Source organism: Vibrio sp. QJM3NY_27, assembly GCF_057785955.1.
The window spans coordinates 3,148,262-3,163,795 of sequence record NZ_CM173511.1 but is presented as its reverse complement, the minus strand read 5'-3'; the positions used below and the strand labels follow the sequence as shown (position 1 = coordinate 3,163,795).

The 15,534-nt window shown below is 45.3% G+C and carries 15 protein-coding genes; 4 read left to right on the top strand and 11 right to left on the bottom strand.

All coding sequences use genetic code 11. The annotated features are described in order from the left end of the window. Window positions 1-8: 8 nt before the first annotated feature. The 7 genes from AC3CIA_RS14155 to AC3CIA_RS14125 all read right to left on the bottom strand — a co-directional run bounded on the left by AC3CIA_RS14155 (window position 9) and on the right by AC3CIA_RS14125 (window position 6,249). Window positions 9-452, bottom strand: coding sequence for a hypothetical protein (locus AC3CIA_RS14155; RefSeq protein WP_004735264.1), 444 nt, complete (start codon window positions 450-452; stop codon window positions 9-11). 10 nt (window positions 453-462) lie between these two features. Beyond that, window positions 463-900: a YHS domain-containing (seleno)protein gene (locus AC3CIA_RS14150; RefSeq protein ID WP_017091043.1), complete on the bottom strand. Its 438-nt coding sequence runs from the start codon at window positions 898-900 to the stop codon at window positions 463-465. Between the two features lie 9 nt (window positions 901-909). Further along, window positions 910-1,659, bottom strand: a complete 750-nt coding sequence (locus AC3CIA_RS14145) for an NRDE family protein (protein ID WP_488518257.1) — start codon at window positions 1,657-1,659, stop codon at window positions 910-912. A 2-nt stretch (window positions 1,660-1,661) separates the two neighbouring features. Next, a complete protein-coding gene (locus AC3CIA_RS14140; protein ID WP_054548266.1) occupies window positions 1,662-2,204 on the bottom strand; it encodes a DinB family protein in 543 nt (180 codons plus the stop codon). A 19-nt stretch (window positions 2,205-2,223) separates the two neighbouring features. Next, window positions 2,224-3,357, bottom strand: coding sequence for an ATP-grasp domain-containing protein (locus AC3CIA_RS14135; protein WP_102535144.1), 1,134 nt, complete (start codon window positions 3,355-3,357; stop codon window positions 2,224-2,226). Further along, complete coding sequence (locus tag AC3CIA_RS14130) at window positions 3,354-3,941, bottom strand: DedA family protein (RefSeq protein WP_171312988.1); 588 nt, start codon at window positions 3,939-3,941, stop codon at window positions 3,354-3,356. The genes AC3CIA_RS14135 and AC3CIA_RS14130 overlap by 4 nt, the downstream gene beginning before the upstream one ends. A 331-nt stretch (window positions 3,942-4,272) precedes the next feature. Beyond that, a complete protein-coding gene (locus tag AC3CIA_RS14125) occupies window positions 4,273-6,249 on the bottom strand; it encodes a bifunctional 2',3'-cyclic-nucleotide 2'-phosphodiesterase/3'-nucleotidase (RefSeq protein WP_114634046.1) in 1,977 nt (658 codons plus the stop codon). A 450-nt stretch (window positions 6,250-6,699) separates the two neighbouring features. Between AC3CIA_RS14125 and cysD the strand changes: the two genes are divergently transcribed. The 4 genes from cysD to cysC all read left to right on the top strand — a co-directional run bounded on the left by cysD (window position 6,700) and on the right by cysC (window position 11,492). Next, window positions 6,700-7,608, top strand: coding sequence for a sulfate adenylyltransferase subunit CysD (cysD, locus tag AC3CIA_RS14120; RefSeq protein ID WP_004735271.1), 909 nt, complete (start codon window positions 6,700-6,702; stop codon window positions 7,606-7,608). A gap of 18 nt (window positions 7,609-7,626) precedes the next feature. Beyond that, window positions 7,627-9,057, top strand: a complete 1,431-nt coding sequence (cysN, locus tag AC3CIA_RS14115) for a sulfate adenylyltransferase subunit CysN (protein WP_017083766.1) — start codon at window positions 7,627-7,629, stop codon at window positions 9,055-9,057. Between the two features lie 65 nt (window positions 9,058-9,122). Next, entirely contained in the window at window positions 9,123-10,847 is a 1,725-nt protein-coding gene (locus AC3CIA_RS14110; protein ID WP_017080873.1) for an SLC13 family permease, read from the top strand. Window positions 10,848-10,871: 24 nt separating this feature from the next. Next, a complete protein-coding gene (cysC, locus tag AC3CIA_RS14105; protein ID WP_019825496.1) occupies window positions 10,872-11,492 on the top strand; it encodes an adenylyl-sulfate kinase in 621 nt (206 codons plus the stop codon). Between the two features lie 165 nt (window positions 11,493-11,657). On the opposite strand, the gene AC3CIA_RS14100 is transcribed toward cysC, so the two are convergent. The 4 genes from AC3CIA_RS14100 to AC3CIA_RS14085 form a co-directional block, all read right to left on the bottom strand. After that, complete coding sequence (locus AC3CIA_RS14100; protein WP_488518256.1) at window positions 11,658-12,566, bottom strand: TIGR03899 family protein; 909 nt, start codon at window positions 12,564-12,566, stop codon at window positions 11,658-11,660. A gap of 351 nt (window positions 12,567-12,917) precedes the next feature. Next, window positions 12,918-13,433: a DUF3299 domain-containing protein gene (locus tag AC3CIA_RS14095; RefSeq protein WP_114634043.1), complete on the bottom strand. Its 516-nt coding sequence runs from the start codon at window positions 13,431-13,433 to the stop codon at window positions 12,918-12,920. Window positions 13,434-13,447: 14 nt separating this feature from the next. Continuing rightward, window positions 13,448-14,707, bottom strand: a complete 1,260-nt coding sequence (locus AC3CIA_RS14090; RefSeq protein ID WP_488518255.1) for an ABC transporter permease — start codon at window positions 14,705-14,707, stop codon at window positions 13,448-13,450. After that, complete coding sequence (locus AC3CIA_RS14085; protein WP_019824198.1) at window positions 14,704-15,420, bottom strand: ABC transporter ATP-binding protein; 717 nt, start codon at window positions 15,418-15,420, stop codon at window positions 14,704-14,706. The genes AC3CIA_RS14090 and AC3CIA_RS14085 overlap by 4 nt, the downstream gene beginning before the upstream one ends. Window positions 15,421-15,534 lie beyond the last annotated feature (114 nt).

Genomic DNA, 15,534 nt, shown 5'->3' with positions numbered 1-15,534 from the left:
AAGCTACCTTATTGACTAAAGTTGTTTAGGAAACCGTCTTGATTCTTGAAATCTTTTACACTTAAAAATGCACCGCAAAGCCAGACTAGGCATGCCATGCCAAACAGTAATCCGCCGTCATAACCGACAATTTCACCCGCTGCGTTAAACTCAGGCATTTGAATACCGAGCGGCGTAAACAGATGGAAAAATATCGCGCCACTCATAATCCCCACACTCATGATGGCGCCCAGGCCATGCCAACGAGTAAACAACAAAATGGCCGCAATCAATTCAGCGAACCCAATCAAGTAGCCGCCAAATGAACCGAACCAACTTAAGCCAGACCATGTCGCCAAGGTGCCAAAGATATGCTCAGTCTCGTATGAGCCTGTGAACTTAAAAAACAGCGACTGAACAAATACGAAAGCGATAAATGCCGCAGGAATATGTTTAGCTGGAGTGAATGTCATGGTTATTCCCTTATTTGATCAGTTGCGGCCAAATGGTGTCGGCTTTTTGAATATGTTGTGCTTGGTCTTGTTCCCAACGCTGTTTAATCTCTTGGTCGTAGTTGAGGTAAAGCTTGTTATCAACAATTGTCCATTGATTCGGGTCTCCGGGTGCAAAGTCACTTTTTGCTGAAACAGCCCAAGCGCAATAACCACCATATTGAGGGGCATATTTTTCAGGATTATTAACAAATAAAGTCAGATTCTTTTCAGAAGAGAAATACCAGTCCGCGCCTTTGTACTCGGTGCTGAATTTTTTACTGCCTTCGATGGGCTTACCTGAAGTGAAATAAGCCACAGTATCGTAGCCATCGAGCGCCTTACTGCTAAAGAATCCTGTGTAGATTTCATCGGCGGCAAATACGTATGGGCTAACAAGTAGCATGACCATGGTTAATAGTTTTCTCATGATGGACTCCTATAGATTGATTACGGGTGATAAATCGAAGGTAAAGCGCTGTTGATTTATCTGGCATGGCTTAATGGGTTCACAAGGCGAGCCGGGTGCGTAAAACATCGAGGCTTGGCCGTGTAGATTGCGTAAGTGTGTAAAGCTCACGGTGTGCGCGTCTTCACGATGCATACAGGTCGCTAAATGAGGCTGTTCGCTGTGATGGTGAGAGTGAAATTGAAGTAAGTTCTGCTGATTCTTACCTGTTGTCATAAGCTGATCGTATTTTGCTTGTCGGTAGGCTTGCACTCGCTCTAAATCAACACCGGATGAGAACAGCGGAGAATCGGTGTCGACGATGTGCTGTTGAATACCATCCCACATGTAGGCGATAACCAAACCATTGTTCTGAGTTAAATTCGGCGCGAAAGCCAACAAGGTAAATGGAGCAAAAGTGTGTAGGTCGAGCTGATGAAATGCTTCAGAGAGCTGACTGATGTTACGACTCGATGACAGATTCTTGAGTAACAAACCACGGCTGACTAAAGGTCCAACAGGTACTATGCCTTGATAGTTATTGAGTAGGCATAACGAAAGCCCGAACTCATTGATACTGATCCAGCTACCACCGCCAGTTGGGTCGAGTGGCATGATGATATCGACACCGTTGACTCGATACTGTTTAGGCGGCATCGCTAGTGCTCGCGTCTTTTGTTCGTCACGGTTAAAAAAGACCTGATAACCATTTTCTTCAAGCAGCCAAGATACTGAACACATGATTATTGCTCCCTCAGATAGCTGCTGGTGGTTGGGGCATAACCAAAGGTATTGCATGTTTCGACATCAAGAAAGGTCGTGATCACCTTGATCATCGCATAGTGATGATTGGCATGAAGAGCAGCAAAGGTGACCTCTCTTTCTAACGTAGAAGGCAGGCTGGCGAATACTTGTGTATCCATTGAAACTTCGGTTTGGATCATGATAGGCGCTTCGAGATCTCTGCGGTCTAATCGTTCAAGCCAGTTGATCACATAATGGATCTCTTTTACTGCAATTGAGCGGTCGTATTCGACGGGATGACCACGACGGCGAGTGTTGTAATCAACGGTCGCATTCTCTTTTAAAATTAAAGCGTGAAAAAGATCGAGTGTATGACGAGTATGCTCACCAATAGAGCTTGTGACGTGCGGTTTTGCTCGTGTTAGATAGTCGCTGTCAGATATCGCTAACAAAAACTCTAGACCCTGATTCAATATCTCTACCGCTCCTTTGATACTAGGAGAGAAAGAAGTGAGGGCGCTCGGTTGGGCTATGGAGTTCATTCATGGTCCTCGTACAAAATTAGTCAGTGGTCGGATATTGTTGAACAAGACGTCGCTCTTCTTGCCACGCAGCGAATAAGCTCTTGAAAGAAGGAGTCTTATGGCCTCGTTGTTTTTGCTGAGCGCCAATATCAAAAAGAATGCGGTATTGCAGAAGTAGCGTCGAAAATATCTCTCGCAGCGGTGTGTTGCGATCCCAGATATGCCCAGCCTCACTGCTTGCGCCATTGACCTCAAGGATCGTGAAATCCTCGCCGTTCATTAGGCTGTGCATGTCTTTAAACTTGACGTCGAGTCGGCCAAAATGAAAACCATCGAAGTCATCGAATATCTCGTCTAAACGTTCAGTTAAAGCCTGAGTGATATATTGATTGCCATCTCGGAAGATGCAGCCACGGCTATGGCTGCCTGCAAACGCGAGTTGGAACTCTTCGCCCTCTGCGAGCACTTGATCCAATTTATCTTGATGTCTTGGCAGATAGAGGTGACTGAGCTGCCCTGCACGCGGGCTATTTTCAATTAACTGTTTGAGTGTTGACTTGCCATCACCCATCACCATTGGCGCATATTTGAGTGTGATCGAGATGATCTCGCCTTGCTTTTTGTTTGGGTAACGAACATAGAAAACGCCAGCTTCTGCCTGATAAGGCGCCTTTTCTTGCAGTAGAAAGCGAGCGTTATTTGGGAAAGATTCAACATATTGCTCAAGTTGATCTTGTGTGTTGATCAGCTTAACGCCAACACCTCGACAACCAAGATCAGGTTTAGCCACAATCGGGAAATCAAGATCGGATTGTATGAGTGCGCTGCGTGCATCTTCAGCTTGTTTCTTACCGCTGAGATCCGTTTTGGTGAGGGTGATAAACGGAGAGATCCAACGCTGACTTGAAGATCCGGCAAGGCTTAATATCTCGTGTTTTGATTCGCCTACCATACCGCTTAACTTGATGCTTGGGTTGGCGATGAGCGGCAGTGCCCAGTCAAAGTGCCGTAACCCTTGCATCAGGCTTTGAATCACCACTGGCGTGTAGAAGAACCAAGTTGGAAGAAACTCATAAGGAGAGACGCTGCGCACTGTATCTTTTTCAAGCAAAGGCATGCCTGCATTGATTTGATGTGCGGGAATGATGCGAATATCTTGCGGTGAACTCATGATAATCCTCTAGAGTAGGTTCTATTCATTAATCGATTGCCGATAAACAGCAAAGCGATGGCACACGGGATGATGATCCATTGATATTCAGAGGCTTGCAGCCACGCTGATGTCCCTAAATAGTAGATGGCAGAGAAGACAATGCCAGTCCAGAGCGCAGTGGCACTAATCACGGCAAACAAGAAAGTAGACAGTGGGATGGCGAAAAAGCCACTTAAGGTAAACCCGACGGTGCGAAGCCCTGGAATAAAGCGGATAACAAAAAGGCTGCTGAATGCGTTCTGACGTAATTTGGTACGAAGCGAACGAAAGTATTTATTCGTGAGGGCTTTATATCGAACACCTCGGAAGTAACGTCCTGACTTCCCTAAGTAATAAAGACCGAGATCACCCGTGGCAATACCGATGAAAATAGCAAGCAGCGCATATTGAGGAAGTATTAGACCTTGAGTCGCGATACCTGCCGCCGTAACAATCGCAAGATCTTCAAGCAGGTAAGAAAGCGCGATGATGCCAAGCATCAGCCATAGCAGCGACTCCTCCCCTGAATGTAACCATGCTTGAATGCTCTCGACGGTGCTCATCAAATGTCCTTATCTATCCTATAGATGAATGGCTTAATGACCATTCATTGAGTGTAGTAAATTAAATAGACAGGAGGAGCAGAGAAAAACTTACAGCTGATTAGCGTTTTTTTGTGTTGGATTCATTCAATTAGTGGTTTGAGTCGTGCTGTTTGACTGCTGTTTGACTGCTGTTTTGAAGCTAAAGGCGTGGCATTTGGATACGGGTTTAACGAGAATTTGTCGTTCGAAAATTAGGGCTTTGGACTGAACATTTAGAAGAAAAGAAAAAGGCTGAGTCGTTAAACTCAGCCTTTCAGAATGTTAACTATCTATGGATTACTCAAGCAATCTATTTAGTTAGGTCAATCTGGTAAACAGCAAAACCAACATCGTCAGTCGCAACACGTTTCATCGGGTATTGACCCTTCTCTTTGATGAACTCTGCTGCTTTGTCGCTTGGAGATGTTTCAAAGCGGATATCTAGCTTGTTATCCGTTTTGATTGGTGCAAATGACCAATTGTTATCTGCGCTTGGGCTCACTTGACCTTGCTCTTTGCTTACGCGAGAGATGTAGTTTGCAAGAACAGTACGGTTCTCATCTGGTGCATCAAATGCGATGAAGTCTTCACCTGTGCCTGGGAACTTAGCGCTGTATGCACGGTAGTTGTTGGTTGCGATCAGGAAGTCTTGCTTCATGTCGATTGGCTTACCTTGGTAAGTTAGGCCAACAATACGCTGTGAGTCAGGGTTAACGACTTTACAGTTTGCATCGTATTTCGCAGGTTGAGTTACGTCGATTTGGTAATCAACACCGTCGATAACATCGAAGTTGTAAGTGCGGAAGTTATCCCACTCGATCAACTGTTGTGGTGCTGTTGAGTTAACATCAACTTGGTTGAATTGACCAGCAGAACACTCAAGCCACTCTTTTACTTCGTGACCTGTTACCTTCATCGCAACTAGTGTGTTCGGGTAAAGGTATAAGTCAGCTGCGTTACGGAATGTCAGTTGACCAGATTCAACTTCAGTGAAGTTCGCTGGATCATTCTTACGGCCACCGGCTTTGAATGGTGCAGCTGCTGAAAGCACTGGCGTACCATCTAGGTCAGGGTCACCTTGGATGAACTGTTCAACGTAATCTTTCTGTGCAAGGTTAACGATTTGAACTGTTGGATCGTCTTGTACTAGAGACAAGAAGCTGTACATCACATCGTCTGCTTTACCAATCGGTTGGTTAACAAACTCACGAGTACCAGCGTGGTCTTTTTCTAATGCTGTTACGATACCTTCATCAGCTGCAGCAAGAGATTTCTTCTCGATTTTGTCGTAGATAGGGCGCGCTTCTGATTGGCCTTTAACAACTTCCCACTTACCGTCTTTTTGTGCAAGTGTTAGATCCATAACACCAACGTGGCTACCCCAACGACCAGGCATTACCGCCGCAACGCCGTTCATTGTGCCAGTTTCGTTGTCGATGCCTTGAATGTCATCAAAACCTTTACCTGGGAACACTGCGTGAGAGTGGCCGAATGCGATCGCATCAATGCCGTCTACTTCAGATAGGTAGAAAGTTGAGTTCTCTTCGCCATTTTTGTACGGGTCAGTTGATACGCCTGAGTGAGGGATAGCAACGATAACTTCAGCGCCTTCCGCTTTCATTTGAGGCACTAACTCGTTAGCCGTCTCAATGATATCGCGAGCGATCACTTTACCTTCAAGGTTCTTCTTATCCCACGTCATGATTTGCGGTGGAACAAAACCGATGTAACCCACTTTTACTTCGTGCTCTACGCCAGCAGTATCTTTGAACGTGTGCGTCTTGATGATGTAAGGCGTGAAGTAGTGTTCTTTGGTTTCTGCGTCGTAAACGTTAGCACTGATGTACGGGAAATCAGCGTCGTTGATCGATTCTTCTAGGAACTCAAGACCGTAGTTGAATTCGTGGTTACCTAGGTTTGCAGCGTCGTAGCTTAGTTGGTTCATAGCTTTGTATGCAGGGTGAACTTCGCCCGCTTCGATGCCTTTGTCTGCCATGTAGTCACCCATTGGGCTACCTTGCAGCAAGTCACCGTTATCAACTAATACGCTGTTGGTTACTTCGCTTTGAGCTTCTTTTACTAGAGTTGCAGTACGTGCTAAGCCAATTTTTTTCGATGGCTTGTCTTTGTAGTAGTCGTAATCCATTAGGTTGGTATGGATATCCGTCGTTTCTACGACACGTAATTTAATCACTTCATCGGTATCTGGTGTTGTTGTGCAGCCTGCTAAAGTCAAACCAAGACCCGCAAGTACAGCTAATGACAAAGGTTTCATTGCAACTTTCATTTTGTAGCTCCAAAGTGGATAGTAGAAAATTCGTTGCGTAATGTAACAAAACCGAATGAAACAATGATTACAACGAATGTTAATTCGTGACTTAGATCGATTACTTTATGGTGTTCTGCAAGACGCCTCCCAAAGCTGCTCAATCGATGCGCAACTGATATCGATAATATTAGTCCATTCATTTCACCTGCTTATCGGTAAATCCAATCCCTTATCAGCTTTTCGAATAAAAAATGAAATTTTAGAATTTCCAGTAATATGAGAGGCTCGTCATAATGCCTATATCAAGGACGTATCAGGCAGATGAATAGCAAGGATAGCTCAAAACGAAGCTTCTGTTTTCTTCTAGTGCCAATACTCCCATTCACTCAAGTGGATGAGTTAAATCCCTTGCTTGGCAAGACCAAGTAATGAATTGCTCGTAACGCGAGCCTTAAAGGAAGCACTGAAATGGACCAAGAACGTTTAACCCACCTAAAACAGCTCGAAGCGGAAAGTATTCATATTATCCGTGAAGTAGCGGCTGAGTTTGATAACCCAGTGATGATGTACTCCATCGGAAAAGATTCTTCTGTGATGCTTCATTTAGCTCGCAAAGCGTTTTATCCAGGCAAGATTCCATTCCCGCTATTGCATGTAGATACGGATTGGAAATTCCGCGAGATGATTGAGTTTCGTGATCGTACGGCTAAAAAGTACGGCTTCGACCTTTTAGTACATAAGAACCCAGAAGGTATTGAGATGGGTTGTAGCCCATTTGTACATGGTTCTTCGAAGCACACTGACATCATGAAAACACAGGGCCTTAAGCAGGCGTTAAACAAGTATGGGTTCGATGCGGCTTTTGGTGGTGCGCGTCGTGATGAAGAAAAATCTCGTGCGAAAGAACGTGTTTATTCTTTCCGCGATAAGAACCATACGTGGGATCCAAAAAACCAGCGTCCAGAGCTTTGGCACACCTACAACGGTCAGGTTAATAAGGGCGAAAGCATTCGTGTCTTCCCACTATCTAACTGGACTGAGCTTGATATCTGGCAATACATCTACCTAGAGAGCATCGATATTGTTCCACTTTACCTTTCAGACAAACGCCCTGTGGTTGAGCGTGATGGCATGCTGATCATGGTTGATGATGACCGTATGGAGCTGCAAGAAGGTGAAGTGATTGAAGAGAAAAGCGTTCGTTTTCGTACTTTAGGCTGTTACCCATTAACCGGAGCGGTTGAATCTGAGGCGAATACGCTAACAGGCATTATTGAAGAGATGCTGGTGGCGACGTCTAGTGAGCGTCAAGGTCGAGCGATTGATCATGATCAGTCGGGCTCTATGGAGCTGAAAAAGCGCCAAGGTTATTTCTAAGAATCTAAGGAAAGAAAAATGAATAGTGCAGTAGAAGCCGAATTGGCTGAACTAGGGATTGAAGGTTATCTAAGTCAGCATCAGCATAAATCTATGCTTAGATTTTTAACTTGTGGCTCGGTAGATGACGGTAAAAGTACGTTAATCGGTCGCTTGCTCCATGATACAAAACAGATTTATGAAGATCAGCTAGCAGCGGTTCACTCTGATAGCCAACGAGTGGGTACCACAGGTGAGAAGCCTGATTTAGCACTGCTTGTTGATGGCTTGCAGGCTGAGCGTGAGCAAGGGATTACTATCGATGTGGCTTATCGTTACTTCTCGACTCAAAAGCGTAAATTCATTATTGCTGATACCCCAGGGCATGAGCAGTACACGCGCAACATGGCAACCGGCGCTTCAACGTGTGATCTAGCGGTGATCTTAATTGATGCTCGTAAGGGCGTTCTGGATCAAACACGTCGTCACTCGTTTATTTCTAACCTGCTTGGTTTGAAGCACTTCATCGTCGCAGTCAACAAAATGGATCTCGTCGAGTACTCGCAAGATCGTTTTGAAGAGATTCGCGATCAGTATCTAGAGTTTGCTGAAAACCTAGAAGGCGAAACTAACATTCAAATTCTGCCGGTTTCCGCGCTTGAAGGCATTAACGTTGCAGCGCCAAGTAAAGAGCTTGCATGGTTTGAAGGTCCATCTCTATTAGAAGTGTTAGAGAACGTCGACATTGACCAAAAACGTTCTGCGGGCGAATTCCGTTTCCCTGTGCAGTATGTCAATCGTCCTAACTTAGATTTCCGTGGCTTTGCCGGCACCGTGGCTTCTGGTCGTGTCAGCGTGGGTGATGAAATCAAGGCGTTGCCTTCAGGTAAAACCTCTAAGGTGGCAAGCATTGTGACTTTTGATGGTGAACTTGAATCAGCACAAGCGGGCTTGGCAGTAACACTGACTCTTGAAGATGAAATCGATATCAGCCGTGGTGATTTGATTGTGCTGGAAAATGCTCAAATTGAATCAACTAACCATGTATTGGCTGACATCGTATGGATGACAGAGCAACCACTGCAACCGGGCAAAGCCTACGACATCAAAATCGCAGGCAAGAAAACCGTCGGTCAGGTTGAAACGGTTCGTCACCAATATGACATCAACAACTTGTCGACTTACGCTGTTGATGAGTTGCCACTGAATGGTATTGGTTTGTGTGAATGGTCATTGAACGAGACTGTCGCGCTGGATAAATACCGTGAGAGTGCCGATACCGGTGGTTTCATTGTTATCGACCGCCTAACTAACGTGACGGTTGGTGCTGGTTTGATTCGAGACCGTTTGGACTCTGTTGAACAGCAAGTCGGTAACTTCTCTGCATTTGAACTTGAGTTCAACGCATTGGTACGCAAGCACTTCCCTCATTGGGATGCCAAAGATCTAAGCCAATTACTGAAGTCATAAACGACTAAGTAACAGCTTATTGAATCAGGCGGAAACCCATCGTTTCCGCCATAAAGGACGGGTATATGTGGCAACAAGGATTTGTATTAGCGATTTTGCTCGGCATCATTACTTGCCTGCTCGTTACCCGTATTAAGCCAAGCTTTATCTTTGCTGGCGCGGCGTTTATTGCTTTTATGGCTGGCATGATCGATTTGTCGAGCTTAGCCAATAACTTCACTAACTCCTCGTTACTGACTTTAATTCTTCTTATCCTCGCATCAAGTGCGTTGGAGAAAACTCGCTTAATCAGTTGGGTTAGCCGAAATATCTCTGAAGGTAGGCTAGGTACCGTGGTTGCGAAGTTGGGTATTTCCACAGCGTTACTTTCTTCTTTTACTAATAACACGGCGGTGGTTGTTTCTTTGATCGGGGCGATCAAACGTAATCAACAGCATGCGCCATCTAAACTGCTAATCCCTTTGTCATACGCTGCCATCTTAGGTGGAACGCTGACATTGATCGGCACCTCTACCAACTTGATCATCAATAGCTTTGTTGAAGATGCGGGTTTGCCAAGTTTAAACTTTTTCACACCGACCTTGATCGGTTTAGCGGTGTTGGTCGGTGGTGTGTTGATCCTTATTCCGCTGAGTTACTTCCTACCAAGCTACGATGATGGATCTCAAGATGATCTGCCTTACTTTTTAGAAGCAAGAGTGGAACCTGGTTCTCCTTTAGTTGGCCGCAGCGTTAGCGAGAATAACCTCAGAGCATTGAGAAAACTGTTCTTGGCGGAAGTGATTCGAGACGGTAAAACAACCGCGTCTATTGACCCTGATTTTATTCTTCAAGCTCGTGATCGACTACTGTTTTGTGGTGATGTCGAGAGTGTTGCGACACTGCAAGAGATCCAAGGGCTAACTCTGTTTGGTCAGCACCACCTGAACGGCCAGAGCTTTGTTGAGGTCGTAGTCAGTTCGTCTGCAAGTTTCTGTAATAAAACCCTCAAAACCAGCCAGTTCAGAGATCGCTTCGATGCGGTTGTGGTTGCCATTCGTCGTGGTCATGAACGCCTTGAAGGTGGCCTTGGAAACATCACATTAACCGCTGGCGATACCTTGATTTTGGTTCCAGGAAAACGTTTTGAAGAACAGCGTCAACAACACAATAAAGAGTTTGTGTTGATGAACGACCTAGACTCAAGCGCTAAGCTTGATGCCGATAAATCGACGTTTGTGTTGCTCGGTTTTGCCAGTGTGATTGGGTTATCGCTCGCTGATGTAGTCCCGATTATTAAAGGGCTGGCGGGATTTTTATTATTGCTGGTGGCATTTGGTGTAGTACAACTTGGTGAGCTTCGCCGCCGCTTCCCCGTCGATATTGTCGTGATCGTTGGTTCGGCACTCTCTATTGCTCAACTGATGATTTCATCTGGGTTGTCTGAGCGAATGGGGCTGATGTTTATGGAGGCCTTTAATGGCTGGGGCGTGTTTGGAGCGCTAGTCGCGACCTATTTCATGACGCTGGTCCTGACTGAGTTGGTGACCAATAATGCGGCAGCGGCACTCTCATTTCCCATTGGCTACAGCATGGCCGTCGGCTATGGCGTCGATCCAATGCCGTTTATTATGGCGGTTCTGTTTGGTGCCAGTGCCAGTTTTATTTCGCCATACGGCTACCAAACCAACTTACTTGTTTATAGCGTAGGTAATTACCACCTTACGGATTATCTGCGCATCGGCATCCCAATCTCGATTGTTTATTCGGGTTTGGTGCTGACCCTAATTCCTTATTTTTTCCCATTTTAATGCTGTTTATTTAAAGGACTAATTATGACCGCAGTACTCAAACCAAAAGATGAGAATGTTGTGTGGCATCAACACTCGATTGATAAAACATTCCGCTCTGATCTGAAATCACAAAAGCCAGCCGTGCTCTGGTTCACGGGATTATCTGGTTCTGGGAAGTCGACAGTCGCTGGAGCATTAGAAAATCGCTTGGCACAGCTTGGTTACCATACTTACCTATTGGATGGCGATAATGTGCGTCATGGGTTATGTAGCGACCTTGGCTTCTCTGAGCAGGATCGCCGAGAGAATATCCGTCGTATTGGTGAACTCGCTAAGCTGATGGCAGATGCGGGCTTAATTGTGTTGTCTGCTTTTATTTCCCCACATCAAGCTGAAAGACAGTTAGTGCGAGACTTGCTACCTGAAGGCGAGTTTTTAGAGGTGTTTGTGAACACGCCACTTGAGGTTTGTGAGCAGCGTGATCCTAAAGGCCTGTATAAGAAAGCACGTGCTGGAGAGATCCCGAACTTCACTGGTATTAGTTCAGCTTACGAAGCGCCTCAGAACCCTGAGATTAATTTACCCGCAGGTGAGAAGACACTCGATGAATTGGTCGAGCTGTGTATTGATGCGTTAGAGAAGCGTAATATTTTAGCCAATTGAGATCGTTGGTATGATTAAGGCTGAGCACTTACTTATCTATTGATTTATGACTGATAAGTCGTGCAGCCTTGGTTTACCGAGACAAGAAACCTATCCTCTAGATTCTCTTTATTCCTTTCAATACACTCCACTTTTACACCGTCTATTTTTTGCACCGTCGAGTGTCTAGACGGTGTAATTTACGCTGCTTTTAACTTCTGTCTGAACCGTGAATTTCTGGCTCAATAGCGCAATCAGTTGGTCGTAATATTGCGTGTTTGGCTTGTTGCCAAGCAAGGTACAAAGCTCATTGCCTGTTGGGCTGAATCGATAGTAAACCAGCTTCACGCCTTTTGATAACGGTGCCAGTGACATGCCCTTACCTTGATAAGTTAGGTGTAGAGCTGGGTCGAAATCAATCTCTCCAGATTCTAATTCTGTTCCTAGAATAATCCCGAGTTCAATCAAGTGGAGCAAACTAGAGTAGGGCAGGTTGTGTCCACCAAGGTTGATGGTGTTGGTGGTGTCCCTTTTGCCAAAGCTGAAGATTCCAGCATGGGATTTAAAGCCGAGTAATAGTTTCCTGCTGTTATCACTACCAAAGCTACAACCCAGTGACGCGGCTCTTTGCAGGGTGAGCGCTTCTTTTGGTGTCATGTCTTTTAAGATCTGAAGCGCCTTCATTGACGTCGAGCCTGGGTTGGTGACTTCTCGTTTCAGTACTTGAGCCCATAGCCTCTGCATCGATGTATTGTGGATCTCTTGTGCCATATCGAAGAAGCGGTATAGCCAGTCCTGATCAGGGTCTCCAGCCGCTTCATCCTTACATGAAGAGTGTGCCAACTTTAGAATTTGTTCTAGGTTCTTTTGGCGAAGCTCTCTACGTTTTTTCTCTCGTAATAGTGCCCGTTCGATAAGCGTACTCTCAGCTTTATCGTTTGGCGTTGTACTATGACTAATTAAGGAATCGAGGCCGAAGCTTTGTGCGATGTGCAGCACTCTGCTTGCACTGTCGGTAATATGAGGCTTTTTCTCATGCTTTTGCTGTGTATCGCTAGCATGCTCAATGATCACTGGCTGTTTAGTTTCTGACATAAGAGTACCGTTAGGAGACGACTTAACTGTCTAAAATGTAACTCTTTATCTTATTGGTGGCTAGATTTTGCGTGCAGAGTTGAAGGTTTCAACAAAATTTTACTTTTGCTAATGATAATAAAATGTTAAATTTGTTGTAATTCTCAAGGAGGAGTTATGAATCAAGTCAATGATAACAAGCTGAAGAAACAGCTTAGTATAGGGTTATTACTCGCCACTTATGTCGCTGTTCTAGCGTACTTATCTAATTACATCGCGTAATTTAGAATAAAACAATCGTTATTAAACTGTTATTGAATGATTTCGCTCGTTCAGTGACGGCAGCTCATCCTTGAGCCACCCTTCTAATGACTACATGTCGTCATATTCTTCAATCGCAGTACCTTCAATAAGATAACCAGTTTGCGCCAAGTCATGGCTTATTGACTCGGTTTTCAGCGTACCCACTAAATAGATCACATCCCATAACTGTTGTATTGGTGCACCTTTAGGGAACTTCACGTAGATGATTTGGTTTGGTGGTGGCGGTGGCACGTGAATACATGCGCCAAAGTACGGTACCAGCAGAAACTCAGTGATCATGTTCTCATCGCCTTCTAATGGAATCACAAAGCCAGGAATCTTGACTGTGCTGCCATTCAGCTCTGGGCGAACAGCGCCAAGTGTCGATTGTTGAGGTTTGTCCATACTGTCGTGGTTAACCATCGGCATGCCAAATGAGTCGAGTTGTGCTCGCTCTGACTCTGGAATCAAGTCAATCCAATCGAGTGTTAATACCGATTCGTCAGTCTGAGTGGTTTCAGCGTGAGCTGTGCTGACAAATGGGAACATAAGTAACCCAAGTATCAGTAGGAATTTGCGTTGCATCGTAGGTTCCTATTTTAGATTCGAATAGTCATGCCATCAGACAATGACTGACGGTAAGCCCTGAAAGCGGGAATAAAGCCGATAATGATTCCGGCAACTTGCACCAAAATAAGCAGTTTCCACTCATGAGGTGTGATTGCGGATATCGATATGTTGATACCATAACTTTGTTGCACAATAGGAGCAACTACTGCGATCAGGGCAAACAACACGGCAACACCCAATGTGATACCGAGGAAGGTTAGGGCACTTGCTTCACTGATCAGTAAACCAAACACATGACGAGGCCTTGCTCCCATCGCGCGCAGAATAGCCATCTCTCGACGTCTTTCTTGCAAGCTAGTGAGTAGACTACTCAGCATCCCTAACAGTCCCGCGATTACAACAAACCCTGAAACAATCAGTAGTGCTTGTTCTGCTACTGCCATCATTCCCCATAATTCGTGAAGCGCAATGCCTGGCATAATGGCGCTCAAAGGTTCTTGGCGGTAGTTATTGATCTCTCGTTGCAGTGCAAAGGTTTGGATCTTCGACTTAAGGCCAACCATCATCGCGGTAATCTGCTTCGGTTGGAAGTCACGTTGCTTTAGCGCTTCAGCATTCGGTGTGTGCCCGAGGTTAGCCCCCGATTCCCAACCAACGTGAATCGCTTCAATGGCCTCTAACGAAACATGCACCGTTTTATCTACTGGTGTGCCGGTTGGCGCGAGTATTCCGACAATGGTGAAGGGCAGGTTGTCGTGGCGACTGAAGGCGACATCACTGATACCGTGCGCCAGAATGATGTGATCACCAATCTTGTAATCTAACTTCTTCGCGACATCGGCACCAATCACGACATCAAATAGCTGATTGAACTCTTTGCCTTGCTGAAAAGTAAGTGGTTGCTTACTTCCATAGCGATAATTCTCGAAGTAGCTATGGTTCGTGCCCATTACGCGGAAGCCTTTATGTGAGTCACCCAATGAGATTGGGATCGCCCACTTTACAGCGTTGTGCTGGCTAAATTCTTCATAGCTTTTCCAGTCGATGTTGTTGGTCGCATTACCGATTCTAAATACGGAATAAAGCAGCAGGTTTACCTGACCAGAGCGGCCACCGACGATAAGGTCAGTACCTGAAATCGTATTCGCAAAGCTGCTCTTAGCTTCGGTTCTTACACGTTCCACACCGAGTAATAGAATGACTGACACCGCCACAGTGAGAATAGTTAGAATGGCTGTGGTTTTACGGTTGAGTACGCTTTTTAAGGCTAAGTGAGTAATTACTTTCATACGACAACCTTAGCTTGGTTAACGGTTTTTAAATCTATGGTTCGAGTGAACAGTTTTTCTAATGTTGGATCGTGACTAACAAAGATCAGGGTAGAACCCGCCTGATTCGCTTGTTCTAGCAACAGTTCGATAAAGGCTTCTCGGTTGTCATGATCCAGAGCCGATGTCGGTTCGTCGGCAATAATGATTTTGGGTTGGCCGATCAAAGCACGAGCGGCAGCAACACGTTGTTGTTGACCAATACTCAACTCGGTAACGGGCTTGTCCATTAGAGCTTGAGGTAGCTTTAATCTGAGCAACAACTCTTGAGCGGTTGCTTGCAGGCTGTTCTGACTTTCAGTGACTTGCTGCTTACGAATCTTAGAAAACTGACAAGGAAGCGTCACGTTGTCGATGACTGACAAGTAAGGAAGCAGGTTAAATTGTTGGAATATATAACCAATATGATCGGCTCTGAATTTGTCTCTCTGGCGAGGTGTTAGCTGTGTGAGATCTTGGCCAAGGATAGATACTTCGCCTTGTTCAGCTTGGTTGATTCCGGTCAGTAACCCTAACAATGTTGATTTCCCGCAACCACTAGGCCCTTTGATGAAAAGGTGCTCTTGGGCTTGGATATGCAGTGAGGGGATCTCTAGCGTTGGGGGCAACTCAGGCTTCCAACGAAAGCTGATATTTTCGAGTTTGACGACAAGTGATGAACTGTCAGAAGACATATTAGCTCCAATAATTAAAGCGGTGTATCTACTGGACAGTTATTCGAATAATAAATTCCCAGAGCACACCGATTTGTACAGCCAAGTAAGTGAATACTTACTTGGCTGCTTATC